General features: G+C 33.5%; 15 protein-coding genes. 7 read left to right on the plus strand and 8 right to left on the minus strand.

Annotated features, from left to right (window positions below; genetic code table 11):
* Window positions 1-17: 17 nt before the first annotated feature.
* Together JOD96_RS13815 and greA are read right to left on the minus strand one after the other, a co-directional pair.
* Complete coding sequence (locus tag JOD96_RS13815) at window positions 18-404, minus strand: HIT family protein (protein WP_209564828.1); 387 nt, start codon at window positions 402-404, stop codon at window positions 18-20.
* A 49-nt stretch (window positions 405-453) separates the two neighbouring features.
* Window positions 454-930, minus strand: coding sequence for a transcription elongation factor GreA (gene greA, locus JOD96_RS13820; RefSeq protein WP_209564829.1), 477 nt, complete (start codon window positions 928-930; stop codon window positions 454-456).
* Between the two features lie 156 nt (window positions 931-1,086).
* Between greA and JOD96_RS13825 the strand changes: the two genes are divergently transcribed.
* On the plus strand, window positions 1,087-1,503 hold the full coding sequence (locus tag JOD96_RS13825; protein WP_209564830.1) for a hypothetical protein: 417 nt from the start codon (window positions 1,087-1,089) through the stop codon (window positions 1,501-1,503).
* Window positions 1,504-1,559: 56 nt separating this feature from the next.
* Here the strand turns inward: JOD96_RS13825 and JOD96_RS13830 are convergent, their stop codons facing one another.
* The 5 genes from JOD96_RS13830 to JOD96_RS13850 all read right to left on the minus strand — a co-directional run bounded on the left by JOD96_RS13830 (window position 1,560) and on the right by JOD96_RS13850 (window position 7,847).
* Complete coding sequence (locus JOD96_RS13830; RefSeq protein WP_209564831.1) at window positions 1,560-3,722, minus strand: TonB-dependent receptor; 2,163 nt, start codon at window positions 3,720-3,722, stop codon at window positions 1,560-1,562.
* 272 nt (window positions 3,723-3,994) lie between these two features.
* Window positions 3,995-4,399 carry an alternative ribosome rescue aminoacyl-tRNA hydrolase ArfB gene (arfB, locus tag JOD96_RS13835; RefSeq protein WP_209564832.1) on the minus strand — a complete coding sequence of 135 codons (405 nt, stop codon included), beginning with the start codon at window positions 4,397-4,399 and terminating at the stop codon, window positions 3,995-3,997.
* Between the two features lie 2 nt (window positions 4,400-4,401).
* A complete protein-coding gene (locus JOD96_RS13840; RefSeq protein ID WP_209564833.1) occupies window positions 4,402-6,516 on the minus strand; it encodes a DUF4301 family protein in 2,115 nt (704 codons plus the stop codon).
* Window positions 6,480-7,100 (minus strand): nicotinamide riboside transporter PnuC, encoded by a 621-nt coding sequence (pnuC, locus tag JOD96_RS13845; RefSeq protein ID WP_209564834.1) that lies wholly within the window; start codon window positions 7,098-7,100, stop codon window positions 6,480-6,482. Before pnuC ends, JOD96_RS13840 begins: the two co-directional genes overlap by 37 nt.
* A gap of 18 nt (window positions 7,101-7,118) precedes the next feature.
* Window positions 7,119-7,847 carry a geranylgeranylglyceryl/heptaprenylglyceryl phosphate synthase gene (locus JOD96_RS13850; RefSeq protein WP_209564835.1) on the minus strand — a complete coding sequence of 243 codons (729 nt, stop codon included), beginning with the start codon at window positions 7,845-7,847 and terminating at the stop codon, window positions 7,119-7,121.
* A gap of 96 nt (window positions 7,848-7,943) precedes the next feature.
* Between JOD96_RS13850 and JOD96_RS13855 the strand changes: the two genes are divergently transcribed.
* From JOD96_RS13855 to JOD96_RS13865, 3 genes are all read left to right on the plus strand, one after another.
* The gene (locus tag JOD96_RS13855; protein WP_209564836.1) at window positions 7,944-8,540 is read left to right on the plus strand and encodes a Crp/Fnr family transcriptional regulator; all 597 of its coding nucleotides are present in this window, start codon (window positions 7,944-7,946) and stop codon (window positions 8,538-8,540) included.
* An 81-nt stretch (window positions 8,541-8,621) separates the two neighbouring features.
* The gene (locus JOD96_RS13860) at window positions 8,622-8,909 is read left to right on the plus strand and encodes a hypothetical protein (RefSeq protein WP_209564837.1); all 288 of its coding nucleotides are present in this window, start codon (window positions 8,622-8,624) and stop codon (window positions 8,907-8,909) included.
* Window positions 8,906-9,295: a group III truncated hemoglobin gene (locus JOD96_RS13865; protein ID WP_209564838.1), complete on the plus strand. Its 390-nt coding sequence runs from the start codon at window positions 8,906-8,908 to the stop codon at window positions 9,293-9,295. Before JOD96_RS13860 ends, JOD96_RS13865 begins: the two co-directional genes overlap by 4 nt.
* Before the next feature lie 39 nt (window positions 9,296-9,334).
* On the opposite strand, the gene JOD96_RS13870 is transcribed toward JOD96_RS13865, so the two are convergent.
* Window positions 9,335-9,985, minus strand: a complete 651-nt coding sequence (locus JOD96_RS13870; RefSeq protein ID WP_209564839.1) for a 4'-phosphopantetheinyl transferase family protein — start codon at window positions 9,983-9,985, stop codon at window positions 9,335-9,337.
* A gap of 186 nt (window positions 9,986-10,171) precedes the next feature.
* On the opposite strand from JOD96_RS13870, the gene ahcY reads away from it, so the two are divergent.
* The 3 genes from ahcY (at window position 10,172) to JOD96_RS13885 (ending at window position 13,154) form a co-directional block, all read left to right on the plus strand.
* A complete protein-coding gene (gene ahcY / locus JOD96_RS13875) occupies window positions 10,172-11,488 on the plus strand; it encodes an adenosylhomocysteinase (protein WP_209564840.1) in 1,317 nt (438 codons plus the stop codon).
* 290 nt (window positions 11,489-11,778) lie between these two features.
* The gene (locus JOD96_RS13880) at window positions 11,779-12,063 is read left to right on the plus strand and encodes a hypothetical protein (protein WP_209564841.1); all 285 of its coding nucleotides are present in this window, start codon (window positions 11,779-11,781) and stop codon (window positions 12,061-12,063) included.
* A gap of 8 nt (window positions 12,064-12,071) precedes the next feature.
* The gene (locus tag JOD96_RS13885) at window positions 12,072-13,154 is read left to right on the plus strand and encodes a hypothetical protein (RefSeq protein WP_209564842.1); all 1,083 of its coding nucleotides are present in this window, start codon (window positions 12,072-12,074) and stop codon (window positions 13,152-13,154) included.
* The last annotated feature ends 63 nt before the right edge of the window (window positions 13,155-13,217 follow it).

Here is a 13,217-nt window from a genome sequence, read left to right on the forward strand (position 1 = left end):
CATGACTTTATTACTATTTACAAATTTGCCTGAATACTTTTTGCCAAAGCCTCAAATTCTTCTTTAGAAAGTGAAACTTTATTCTGAAAACGCATTTCATCCATTTCATTTAATGGAATTAAATGTACGTGTGCATGAGGAACTTCTAGGCCTACAACAGCCATTCCAATTCTTTTGCAGAGAACTGTTTTTTCCAGAGCAGCTGCAATTTTCTTAGAAAACTTCATTAATCCTAAATACAGTTCGTCATCCATATCAAAAATCTTATCGATTTCTTGTTTTGGAATACAAAGTGTATGTCCTTTTGCATTTGGATTTACATCCAAAAAAGCCAAATACTTATCGTCTTCAGCAATTTTGTAAGCCGGAATTTCTCCGTTGACTATTTTAGTGAAAATGCTCATTTTTTAATTTTTAAAATAATAGTGAGATTGCTTCGTTTCTCTCAATGACTTAGTCTCTTGAGATTTCAAGAATTTCAAATTTCAAAACACCGTTTGGAACAGTAATTTCTGCTACTTCTCCAACAGATTTTCCCAGTAATCCTTTTCCAATAGGAGAGGTTACCGAAATTTTTCCGGTTTTAAGATCAGCTTCACTTTCTGCAACCAATGTATATTTCATTTCCATTCCGTTGCCTTGGTTCTTAATTTTCACATTAGAAAGTACCAAAACTTTAGAAACATCAAGTTGTGATTCGTCAATTAATCTCGCATTTGAATATACTTCTTCTAATTTAGCAATTCTCATTTCTAATAATCCCTGTGCTTCCTTAGCGGCATCATACTCTGCATTTTCAGACAGATCTCCTTTGTCCCTTGCCTCTGCTATATCCTGAGATGCCTTTGGACGCATTACACTTTTTAAGTGATCTAATTCATCTTTTAGCTTTTTTAATCCTTCTGCTGTATAATAAGATACTTTACTCATAACTTCATCGTTTATATAAATACAAAAAATCCCATCGCGACGGGATTTTCTTACCACAAATATACTATATTTTTTTATAGTACATAATTATATGTTAATCATATAGAATTGAAATGTAAATAATTTAATTTTGTTTAACTAATTTATATCAAAATAATGAAAAAAATCTGGCTCTTAACCCTGTTTCTTTTTACACTTTTATCTTGTAGCGATAGTGACAATAGTAATAAGAATCCGAATATACCAAATTATTCTGTAAGTGCTTATCTTAATACAAACCTGCCGGCTTATAACAATCTTTTGTATGTAAGCAATCCTGTTTTTGTGCCAAATTATGGGGCAAAAGGCCTAATTGTAATGATGACCGGACCAGGAACTTATACGGCCTTTGATGCTGCCTGCCCAAATCAACCCTTAAATTCCTGCACTGCGATGACTATTGAAGATATTAATGCTGTGTGTTCCTGTGACAAAAGTACTTATAGTTTATATACCGGACTTGGTAATAAGGAGTATCCAATGAAACAATATCGTGTTGAAGCAAGCGGAAGTGTGATTCATGTCTACAACTAAAAAACAGAAAGCCTGAAAAATTAACTTTTCAGGCTTTTTATTTTTGTGGTTATATCTTAAAACTTCAATGTCAATCCCGCCAGGAAATTTATTCCAGCCTGTGGATAATAGTATGGGTAAACATCCCACATTGCTCCATTTGAAACATATTTTTTGTCTAAAATATTATTGACCAAACCGGTAATCATAATTGATTTAAATACCGATTTTGGTTTTATTTCATAAGAAACATTCAAATCGTTTACAAAGTAATCTGCCAATTTTGCTTCTGGCAATTCGATATTATTCATGTATTGCTCTCCTACAAATTTCTGCAATAATGAAAGATGTAAATTCTGAACCGGACTATATACAATAATATTTCCTGCAATAACAGACGGAGAAAAAGCAATATCTTTTGTTCCGTAATTCTCTCCTTCAACAGCCAGATCAACATTTTTATTGCTGCTCAATGTAAAGTTCGGACGTAGAATAAACTTCTCTGAAAGCGCAATTGTAGCATCAACTTCAAATCCTAAACGATGGCTTTTTTCACTGTTTGAACGAATTGGTGCTCCAACATCATCTAATCTTCCGGTTAAAATTAATTGGTCTTTGTAACCCATATAATAGAAGTTAGAATTTAATTGAAATTTCTCTGAATTAAATCTCCATCCCAATTCAAAATCATTTAGTTTTTCGGGCTTTACATTTCCGCCTTCATAGTCGGTTCTGTTTGGCTCGCGGTTGGCTCTTGCATATGAGAAATACAAAGTGTTTTTTTGATTAACTTCAAAATTTAAACCTGCTTTTGGATTAAAGAAATTAAAGTCATCGTCTACCAGCCCCGTTTCGATGCTATTTGCTTTATAGGTTACTCTTCTATATTGTAAGTCTCCGTAAAAACTTAATTTATCTGATATCTGATAATTTGCTTTCGCGAAAATATTTCCATCAGTCTTCGCTGAATAGTCATCATAATAACGATCACCCAATTCTGACTGGGAAGAATATTTTGCCCAGATTACTTTTCCGAAATGATCACCTTCATATTTGTTCCAGCCTCCGCCAAAAATAACATCCAGTTTTTCGTCTTTGTATTTTACAGAAAAAGTTGTTCCGTAAAAATCATTATCTAACCATTTCTGACGAACTAAATCTGTCGTAGTTATTACTCCAACAGGAAGAAGTCCGTAATCGCTCATTTCAGCATCTTCCTTATAATTTTCGTAATACCCTTTTCCTTTCGTATAATGAAAAGCTAAGTTTGTGCTCCAATTATCAGAAATCGACTCACTCCAGTGCAACTGATAGTGGTCTTGTTGGTAGTTATCTGTTTCATTGTCATAAAAACGTGTATTTCCTTCTTCATCAGTATACATTCCTGCAGAGTTGAAAGTTCGGTTTTCATTTAAAGTTTTTGCGTCAATACCGTTCCATGATTGATACGTTTTTTCAGTTCCGCCAAAAACCAATGCCTTTATTAAAGTCGTTTTTCCAACATAAGTTCCTTGCAGAAAATACGAATTTAAATCAGAACTCGCGCGGTCTACATATCCATCCGACTTTATAACTGACAAACGTCCTGCCAATTCAAAATGATCGTTTAGTAAGCCTGTACTAAATTTTACGGTATGCTTATGGGAATTAAAACTCCCGAAAGAATTCGAAATTTCTCCATTTGCTTTAGTTGCGTAATTATCTGTAAGCATATTCAAACTTGCTCCAAAAGCTCCGGATCCGTTTGTAGAAGTTCCAACACCACGCTGCAACTGTAAGCTTTCTACAGAAGAAGCAAAATCGGGCATATTTACCCAAAAAGTTCCCTGGCTTTCTGCATCATTATACGGAATTCCGTTTATGGTTACGTTTACTCTTGTTGCATCACTCCCGCGGACTCTGATTCCGGTGTATCCTATTCCGCCTCCCGCGTCAGAAGTTGTCACAACTGAAGGCAGGTAGTTCATTAAAACGGGAATATCCTGGCCAAGGTTCCTAAATTTAATTTCTTTTTTATCCATATTACTAAACGTAACCGGAGTTTTAGTCGTAACACGAACTGCTGAAACCAACACATCATCAAGCTGATTCACTTTGGTAGAATCCTGCTCCTGTGCAAAAGAAGATAAAGTAAAGAAAATAGAGAATAGAGTAAAGAAAATAGATTTGGTTTTTCTCATTTTAAAAAACCTAGAACCTTTGTAAACTAGTACCTCAGCACCTTTGAAAAATGTTTTCATTCGTAAAAGATTACGAATAAAAGGGGGAATTATTCTTTGTTAAATTAATAAATGTGTTTCTTACGACAAAATATAGTGTACACACTGATTATTGTCGTTTTTTCCCTTAGCAACATTACTCGCTCAGGTTCTTTGGGTATGATCTCAGCTCGTTATTTAGAGCACCCCTTTGAGACAGTGCAAATATAAACTTAAAAATTTCAAAAATCAAATTCCAATTAAAAACTTAAAGAAGTGAGTATTTTTGGAATTTGGAATTTAATTTTAGGGATTTAATCTAGGTTTGGTTTCTTTCTGGATTGCTTTATTTCAGAAATATTCTTTTTGTCTTTAATTCTCTTTTTTATAACCGATTTTGGAATTTTAGTTGCCTTTCTAACTTTAGAAACATGCAGTCCTTTTTTGATTAGTTCCCAAAATCTCTTCGTAACAATTTCCTTGTTCTTAAGCTGGCTTCTGTCTTCATCACAATTTAAAATCAAAATATCATCCGAAGTAAAACGTGTTGCGAGATTGGTTTTCAGAAGTACTTTTTCATCTTCAGATAAAGCTTGAGAAGTATTCAAATCAAAAGACAAAACTACCTTTGAGGATACTTTGTTTACATTTTGTCCGCCAGCGCCACTACTGCGCACAGCTTTAAAATTTAATTCTGATATGATTTTTTCGACATCCATTATTATTGTGGCTGATGCGCCGGTTTTAATAAATCGTTAACCGTTTTAACTGGATTAAATGTTATTAACGGAACAGCAACAAAAATGGTTAGCCAATTTGCCATAGATCCGTTCCACAAACCCGGTAATTCGTAACTTCTGACTGTTTTTCCATCAACACTCTTCTCTACAATGAATCCGGCTTTTTGATCTACAAATTGCTGTAAATCAAATTTTTCATTTTTATAATTTTTTATACCGCAAACCAAATCAACAGGATTAAAATGAGTTGCCTCTGCTAAAATCTGCTGTTGTTTCTGATTGGATAAATCAACCTGAGATGTTTCTACTATCTGAAGTGACACTTCTCCTTTATTATTCATTACCCAGAATGGTCCTCCACCAGGTTCTCCTTCATTTTTCACCATTCCGCAAACGCGAATTGGTCTGTCTAATAATTCTTTAAGTTTAATTATTTTATTCTCTATCGTAAATTTATTAAAATCGTTTGTAACTTCTGTATTTAAGTGTTCTTTTAAAAATAAAACGATTTCCGAAATTTTTTCAGATTCAATTTCTTCTTTCTCAATAGCTTTTAAATACCCAAAAACTTTTTGTTGTATTGTAATTAAAATTCCCGCCAATGCTTTTTTGTACAGCGTAATCTGATCGATATGGTTTTGAATTACATTGTCGATATTTTTTATAAAAATCATATCGGCATCAAGTGCATTCAAATTGTCAATTAAGGCTCCATGCCCTCCGGGTCTAAAAACTATTGTATCGTTTTTGTCCCGAACAATTTTATTTTTGGCATCAACAGTTATAGAATCTGTCTTTTTACTTTGATAAGAATAAGTGGTATTAATCTGCGTTTTCGATGCTTTTTCGATTTTCTCTTTAAGTTCTGTAACGGACTCTTCAAACAAAACCTGATGAGCCTCTGAGACCGTAAAATGCAAATTCGAAACCTGATTTGCAGTTGCATAATGCACACACTCATTTAAATGCTCTTCTATCGGATTAGCAATATGAGTTTTATATTCATGAAATGGCAAAACTGCTTTTGGCTTATTGGCAAAGTCAAAATATTCTTCAGACAACAACAGTTTTATAAAATAATAATTTTTGTAATCTCTGTCCAAAGATTCAAAATCAGGATAAATCTCTCTTAGTTTTTTATCTACTGCTTTAAAGAACGGGAATTTCTCCATTGCCACTATAAAAATAGGAAGTTCACTGTCTTGCTTTCTATTTCTGTAAGCGTTTATTGTTTCTTTATTGATATTAAAATCCTTCAAAAAAGTAGTCAGGAACTTAAACATTCTGCTTGCTGCTCCAGAAGCGGGAACGAATTTTTTCAGTTTAAATTTTGATTTTTCCTGATCATAAAAGGCTGCTTTCTCCTTAAACTCAGATTCAGACAAGCTTAAAATTCCGTTATTTATAGTAGCCGGGCTCACTAAATTACTTTTTGCTATTCCTTTTTTAAAAGCTTTTAATTGTCGTAAAATATTTTCAAAAGCTACTCCGTGTTTGTAGATTTCAACAAAATCAGCAGATGTAAAACCTTTATCTTTAGCAATTGTCAGATTATTAATAATAGATACAGCCTGTGCCAAACGGCTTTCTTTATTTCCCGAAAGAGTTATAAAAGGTTTGTGAGTGTTTATTAAAGTTTGTTTAAAGGTAGAAAATACCGTTTCACGTCCATCTGGAGTATCCCTAATATCATCTTTTTCCCAGGGCACATCAATATCAGTCAGAAAAACAAGGTCATATTCATGTTGTAGTGCAGCTTCATCTAAAAGCGGATCACAAAACCCGTAATATATTTCAGAGAAAACTTTGGTAACCATTAAGTTGGTATCACAAAACAGATATTTTTTTGCCTTACTAAGTTTTTCGTTTTCAAGTGCGGTCTGACCAAAGGCAATAGGCATCATGTCATCAGCTATACAAATATGCTGATTTTCTTCCCATTTTTCCTGCAGATAATCGCGTGCAAACTCAGGAACCCATTCAGTTTGATAATAGTCTGCAAGCTGTTTTGCCAGAGTGGTTTTTCCTGTGCTTTCAGGTCCAAATAAGGCAATTTTTATTATTGATGTTTTTTGTTGTCTAAGATTTTTCTCCATTCTAAATAAGCTGAAACAGCCAAAATTGTAAAAATTAAATATTGAAGCGACAACATCCCTAAGCCGCGATAGGCATAAAGAGGCACAACAATAATATCACCAATAATCCAAAGTGTCCAGTTTTCTATTTTTTTTCTGGCCATGTACCACATTCCTGCAAAAAATATTCCTGACGAAATCATATCGACATAATTGTCGTTTTTGATTTCATAACCAAAATATTTATAAATCCCGAAAACTACAAAAATGGTCACAAAGAAAAGTAGAATTCCGATTATTTTTTCATTAAAATTCGTTCTTGTAATTGGCAGGTTGTCTTCAACTGTTCCTCCTTTTGCCCAAACATACCAGCCATAAATACTCATAATAGAGAAATACCCATTAATAATCATATCTCCAATATAACCAGCGACATACAAAAGATAAACTGAAATAACCGTTGCGATTAAACCAGTTGGGTATACCCAAATATTCTCTTTTTTGGCAAACCAGACACTCAAAATCCCGCATACAAATACTAAAAATTCCAAAGCAATATGCCAAAGAGGGGCGTTTTTATAACTTTCCAGAAAAAAATCAATCATCGAACTGGCTTTAAAAATTTAAGATTCAAAAAATTGGCTGTTATTTTCAAATGCTGTTCCTATCACCACCAGGTCAGCTCCTGCTTTATAAGCATCCTCAATACCTTGCAAATCTACAATTCCTCCTCCAACAATTACCGGAATGGCAACATTTTGCGCAATTAGCCGAATCATTTCTACAGGAACTGCTTTTCTGGCCCCGCTTCCGGCTTCCAAATAAATTAATTTATTTCCCAACATTTCTCCAGCTTGTGCGGTTGCCAGCGCCAAATCAAGATTTTTTCGGTTTAATGGCTCTGTTTTACTGACTCTTGCTACTGCTGTTTCATTACCACTTTCTATTAAAATATATCCTGTCGAAATAATCTCCAGATTTGTTTTTCTTAAAATTGGTGCTGCCTGTACCTGATACTCTATCAAATAATCAGGATTACGTCCGGACAACAGCGCTAAGAACAAAATAGCATCTGCCTGTGGTGAAATCTGCGAAGGATCTCCCGGAAATATGATAACTGGTAAATTGGTTTTTTGTTTTAATTCGGTCAGTAATTCTTCTAAGATATCAGTTTTAACAATGCTTCCACCGACAAAAATATGAGTTGCCGGCGATTGGTTTATTTTGAGTAAAAGATTTTCTAAATTCTCCCAAACAATTTTATCCGGGTCCAAAAGAATGGCCAGAAGCTTTTTATTTTCGCTTTTAGCTTCGACAATCTGCTGATATATATGCGGTATTTTTGGTCTCATAATCGGCCGTAAAAGTAAAAGTTTTTTAATGCAGAAGAACTATGTGGAATGAATTATATTTGTGTAAAGGCTTTTGATAACCAAAAAAGACAAATTATGATTACAATTGATCTGCTTGAAAAATACGGTGCAGTCAAAAAATATTTCCCTAAAAATGATGTTATTTTCGAAGAAGGAAATCTCCCTACGCATTACTATCAGATTATTTCAGGCGAAGTAAAAATGAATAATTATAATGATGACGGTCGGGAATTTATTCAGGGAATTTTTTATAAAGATCAGTCTTTTGGCGAGCCTCCATTATTCTTAAATCAAAAATATCCTGCGAGTGCGGTTTCGGTAGAAGATGCTCAAATTCTATCTCTTCCAAAATCAAATTTCATGAAATTGCTCGAAGAAAATTCTTCTGTAAGCATTAAAATAATCGAAAATTTAGCCCAGCGTTTGTATTATAAATCGGTCATGGCGGCAGAAATGTCTACTCAGGAACCGGAGCATAGAGTATTAAAATTGATTGATCACGGAATTGCCTATTTCAATTTTAAAAAAGATGAAAATGGTTACCTCATCAATTTTACCAGACAGCAGATTGGTGATCTGACAGGTTTACGGGTTGAAACCGTCATCAGAACCATAAAAGCGTTGGAAAAAAAAGGCTTTTTGAAGATTATAAACAGGAAAGTATACAGATAAAATAATTCTTGTTTTATGATTAAAGTCATAAAATGCAACACTATAGTGCATGTACCTTTGCAGCATAAAAATCTCAATATCATGACACTATATCAAACAACATTCGAAAATTTCAATAAAAATTACATGGGTTCTGCTGCAATGGCTGTAATTGGTCAAAGCTGTTTAGGCGGAGCTGCTGCAATGTACGTTTTGGCAAACGGAACTTCTCTTGGACAAATGATACAATTGGCAATTATTGTTTTAGCTTGTGTTTTTGCCAACACTTCAATTTTAGCGCAAATGAAACATAAAGTGGTTTTTAATCTTATTATTTTAAGTACCTTAATAAGTGTTTTATTTATATTTCTGAATAGTTTTGTACTATGAAAAAGCAAATAGAAAACAGAGCAGATATTGAAGTTCTGGTTCATGCCTTTTATACTAAAATAAGAGCCGATAAGGAAATCGGCTCTTATTTTAATACTATGATAAAAGACTGGGACACTCATCTGGAAAAACTGACTGATTTTTGGGAAACCAATTTATTTGCAGTCAAAAAATACAAAGGCAACCCACAGGAAGTGCACAATGAAGTGGATGCCCATTTTGGAGGAAAAATTACTTCAAACGAATTCGGAATCTGGCTGAATCATTGGTTTCAAACCATCGATGAGCATTTTGAAGGCGAAAACGCCGACACACTTAAACGCCGCGCCCGAAAGATGAGCACTTTTCTGTACCTGAGTGTGTTTGAACATCGAAAAAAAAATTGACGGATATTAATCCAAATTTACAGTATAGCCATTAGTCTGTCATCTCTCAAAAGCAAAAACCAGCGTAAATTTATCTTCTGAGTTTTTTGACTGTATTTCCTTATAATGCACTTCAAAATCTTTAACGAGATTATCAAAATGAAGACTTGCCTGAGTTTTCGACTCATCTAAAGAAAAAGGCTCAATCTGAATGTGATCTTTAAAACTAATCCCTTTTTCGTTTCTGATTTTAAAAATTGCTTCTTTGGCACCCCAAATCACAGTTAATTTTTTAATGTATTCTTCAGAAAAATCAGGCTTTAAATATTTGCATTCATAATCCGTAAATTTATCGCCAATCCTTATTATTTTTTCACGTTGCAATTCCATGTCAATCCCAACCGTTTCATTGCTGATAATTATCGCAGCAAAATGATAGGAATGTGTTATTGAAATATAATTATCACAATCAAAATAGGGTTTTCCAAACTCATCATAATGCAAATCCTTATCCGTAAAACCCATTTCCTGAATCAGCATACGCACACTCAAAAAAGCACGCTGATGCATTTCAGATTTCATTCCATTCAATCGCAATTGTGTTTTCTCTTTTAAGACAATCTTGCTTCTTAGTTCATCAAAAGATTCCGTTATTTCCCAAATTAAGATTCGGGTGTTTTCATTACATTCTATGGTTTGAAATAAAGGCATTACTTATGTTTTGAGTTATAAGTTAAAAGTTATGGGTTGAGTTTTTGAAGTCAAAAATTTTATTAATCTACTAATATTCTAAAGATTAAGAAATTAAACATTTCACAAATCTTACAGAAATTAGTCAAAATTCAAAAGGTATTCCGTAAATTTGCAAAAATTTTACAATATACAAATATACTATAAATGAGTACTACAACTACGCCTTTTGTGGCTTTCAAAGTAAAAGACATTTCTCTAGCGGCTTGGGGAAGAAAAGAAATTGAACTAGCTGAAGCTGAAATGCCAGGTTTAATGGCACTTCGCGCTGAATATAAAGACGAACAGCCTCTTAAAGGTGCTCGTATCGCCGGATGTTTGCACATGACGATTCAAACTGCTGTTTTGATCGAAACTTTAATTGCTCTTGGCGCTGAAGTTACTTGGTCTTCTTGTAATATTTTCTCTACTCAGGATCAGGCTGCTGCGGCTATTGCTGCTGCCGGAATTCAGGTTTACGCGTGGAAAGGTCTTGACGAAGAATCATTTGACTGGTGTATTGAGCAGACTTTATTTTTTGGTGAAGACAGAAAACCATTGAACATGATTCTTGATGATGGTGGAGATTTAACAAATATGGTTATTGATCGTTACCCGGAATTGGTTCCTGGAATTAAAGGATTGTCTGAAGAAACTACAACTGGTGTTCACAGACTTTACGAAAGAGTAAAAGCCGGAACTTTACCAATGCCTGCGATTAACATTAACGACTCTGTTACTAAATCTAAATTTGATAACAAATATGGTTGTAAAGAATCTGCTGTAGATGCTGTACGTCGTGCAACTGACTTAATGTTAGCTGGAAAAAGAGTTGTGGTTTGCGGATACGGTGATGTTGGAAAAGGAACTGCTGCTTCTTTCAGAGGTGCAGGATCTATTGTAACAGTTACTGAAATCGATCCAATTTGTGCTTTACAAGCTGCAATGGACGGTTATGAAGTTAAAAAATTAAATACTGTAATTGCAAATGCTGATATCATCATTACAACTACAGGAAACAAAGATATCGTTCTTGGAGAGCACTTCGAGCAAATGAAAGACAAAACTGTTGTTTGTAACATCGGACACTTTGATAACGAAATTGACATGGCCTGGTTAAACAAAAACCACGGTGCATCTAAAATCGAAATCAAACCTCAGGTTGACAAATATACAATCAACGGAAAAGATATCATTATTCTTGCTGAAGGTCGTTTAGTAAATCTTGGTTGTGCTACAGGTCACCCAAGTTTTGTAATGAGTAACTCATTTACAAACCAAACTTTGGCTCAAATCGAATTATGGAAAAACAGTGCTGCTTACAACAATGACGTTTATATGTTACCAAAACATTTAGATGAAAAAGTGGCTGCTTTGCACTTAGCTAAATTAGGCGTTGAATTAGAAACGTTACGTGACGATCAGGCTGCTTATATTGGTGTTCCGGTTGAAGGTCCATTCAAACCAGAATACTACAGATACTAAATAATTTTAGATTTTTGAGTTTAGATTTTAGATTCTAAATCCGGATTCTTAATTACTACATATTTAAAACCCGACAGTTTTTAAAACCTGTCGGGTTTTTGTTTTTAATCTAAAGTCAGAATATAAAATTAACCCGATATTTTAAAAGTTTATAAAATATAAGTATACATTTGAGTTTAAAAAAATTGAGAAACTGGGTTAACTTTATATAGAATTTGGCAATAACACATTTTATTTTCAGTTAATTTAAATATTGTAAACATTGTCCATTTTAAATTTCAAAACATCAAATGATCGAGAAAATTTTATGTGAAACACATGGTTCCAAAGACATGTCTTTTTCCTGCATACATATTGCAATAGCAATAGACTCCAAAGAAAAAACAGGCTTTTTCTATTCAGAAGCTGAAGAAGACCTTCCACAAATTGCCTGGTGCGCAGAATGCGAGCAATATCTTTTGGATAATGGAGAAGAATGGACGGATGCTTTTCAAGCATTGGCCGATTTTAAAATGTTATGTTCCGATTGTTTTGAAGAAGCAAAAAATAATGAATTAGAGATCCATATCAGATAAATAGTTTCATGAAAAAGTTTATTACATTTTATATAGTATGCTTTATTAATTGTTCTGTCTTTGCCCAAAGCAATGATATCTGGTTTGCATTTTATGACAAAGACACTATACATACCGGATTTAAAGACAAAAACGGTATAATTAAAATCGAACCAAAATTTACGGGCTTTACAATCGCACGTAAGTTTGAAGATATAATTGCCGTTAGCGAAGAAAAAAACAGCAAATGGGAAAGCTATTATTTAACCAAAAGCGGAAAAATAGTCGGTCGTGACAGTCTGTATTCTTTTGATAATGGTCCAGATTGTGAAAACGAAGGTTTTATTCGGTTTAGAGATTCAAAAACAGACAAAATGGGCTTCTTTAATGGGAAAGGAAAAATTATAATTCCTGCCGAATATAGTGCTGTAACCAAGATGAAAAACGGAATGTTTATTGCTTTAAAAGGAGCTATAAGAACAAAAATAGATGATGAACATTTTGGCTGGGACGGAGGCAAAGAATTTCTTGTTGACCTCAATAATAAAATCTTAATTGAAAACTTTGCTTACAATGATGATTTAAATTTCTACTCTTTAGAAAAATCTAAGGAACCTTCTAAAGACGAAACCAGAGATAGTTCTCGTGGAGTTGACGGCTTATATTATTCATTTATCAATTTTGATAAGGAATTTAAATATTGGCTAAAAAATATTTTGCTGAAAGATTTATCCAAAGCCAATTTAGAAAAACATTCTTTTGACAAAATCACGTATTGGAAAGAACCTGACGGTTGGATAAATGCACCCAAAAATAAGTTTATCAATCAAAATTATACTTATTTAAAATTAAAATTACAGGATCTTAAGAATTCAAAAACTGATTATTTCATATCGACTGACGGACTAAATCAATTTATTTTTGAATCGAGTGAATATGATCTTTATTTCAACAATTGTAATGAATCTAAGGATTGGATATATCCAGTTAAAAATATAGTCATCAACCCAAAAAATAAAGCAGATTTTGGGCAGGACCATATTCAGTTTTTAAGAACCGAAAACGGTTATAAACTTATAAGTGTTTCATCAAGAAAAGAAGAACTTAAATAAAGTTATAGCTGGATCTTTTCAAAGAGAACTCCGCAAGTTTCGGATTTTATACCTGTATAAACC

It is taken from the genome of Flavobacterium sp. 1355 (assembly GCF_017833415.1).
In the GTDB taxonomy this organism is placed as follows: Bacteria; Bacteroidota; Bacteroidia; order Flavobacteriales; family Flavobacteriaceae; genus Flavobacterium.

Excerpts from the sequence above, each read along its gene's own strand:
- JOD96_RS13880 (WP_209564841.1), top strand. The coding sequence starts at position 11,779 with ATGATCGAGAAAATTTTATGTGAAACACATGGTTCCAAAGACATGTCT.
- arfB (WP_209564832.1), bottom strand. The coding sequence starts at position 4,399 with ATGGATGTCGAAAAAATCATATCAGAATTAAATTTTAAAGCTGTGCGC.
- JOD96_RS13840 (WP_209564833.1), bottom strand. The coding sequence starts at position 6,516 with ATGGAGAAAAATCTTAGACAACAAAAAACATCAATAATAAAAATTGCC.
- ahcY (WP_209564840.1), top strand. The coding sequence starts at position 10,172 with ATGAGTACTACAACTACGCCTTTTGTGGCTTTCAAAGTAAAAGACATT.
- JOD96_RS13815 (WP_209564828.1), bottom strand. The coding sequence starts at position 404 with ATGAGCATTTTCACTAAAATAGTCAACGGAGAAATTCCGGCTTACAAA.
- pnuC (WP_209564834.1), bottom strand. The coding sequence starts at position 7,100 with ATGATTGATTTTTTTCTGGAAAGTTATAAAAACGCCCCTCTTTGGCAT.
- JOD96_RS13850 (WP_209564835.1), bottom strand. The coding sequence starts at position 7,847 with ATGAGACCAAAAATACCGCATATATATCAGCAGATTGTCGAAGCTAAA.
- JOD96_RS13865 (WP_209564838.1), top strand. The coding sequence starts at position 8,906 with ATGAAAAAGCAAATAGAAAACAGAGCAGATATTGAAGTTCTGGTTCAT.
- JOD96_RS13825 (WP_209564830.1), top strand. The coding sequence starts at position 1,087 with ATGAAAAAAATCTGGCTCTTAACCCTGTTTCTTTTTACACTTTTATCT.
- JOD96_RS13885 (WP_209564842.1), top strand. The coding sequence starts at position 12,072 with ATGAAAAAGTTTATTACATTTTATATAGTATGCTTTATTAATTGTTCT.
- JOD96_RS13860 (WP_209564837.1), top strand. The coding sequence starts at position 8,622 with ATGACACTATATCAAACAACATTCGAAAATTTCAATAAAAATTACATG.
- greA (WP_209564829.1), bottom strand. The coding sequence starts at position 930 with ATGAGTAAAGTATCTTATTATACAGCAGAAGGATTAAAAAAGCTAAAA.
- JOD96_RS13870 (WP_209564839.1), bottom strand. The coding sequence starts at position 9,985 with ATGCCTTTATTTCAAACCATAGAATGTAATGAAAACACCCGAATCTTA.
- JOD96_RS13830 (WP_209564831.1), bottom strand. The coding sequence starts at position 3,722 with ATGAAAACATTTTTCAAAGGTGCTGAGGTACTAGTTTACAAAGGTTCT.
- JOD96_RS13855 (WP_209564836.1), top strand. The coding sequence starts at position 7,944 with ATGATTACAATTGATCTGCTTGAAAAATACGGTGCAGTCAAAAAATAT.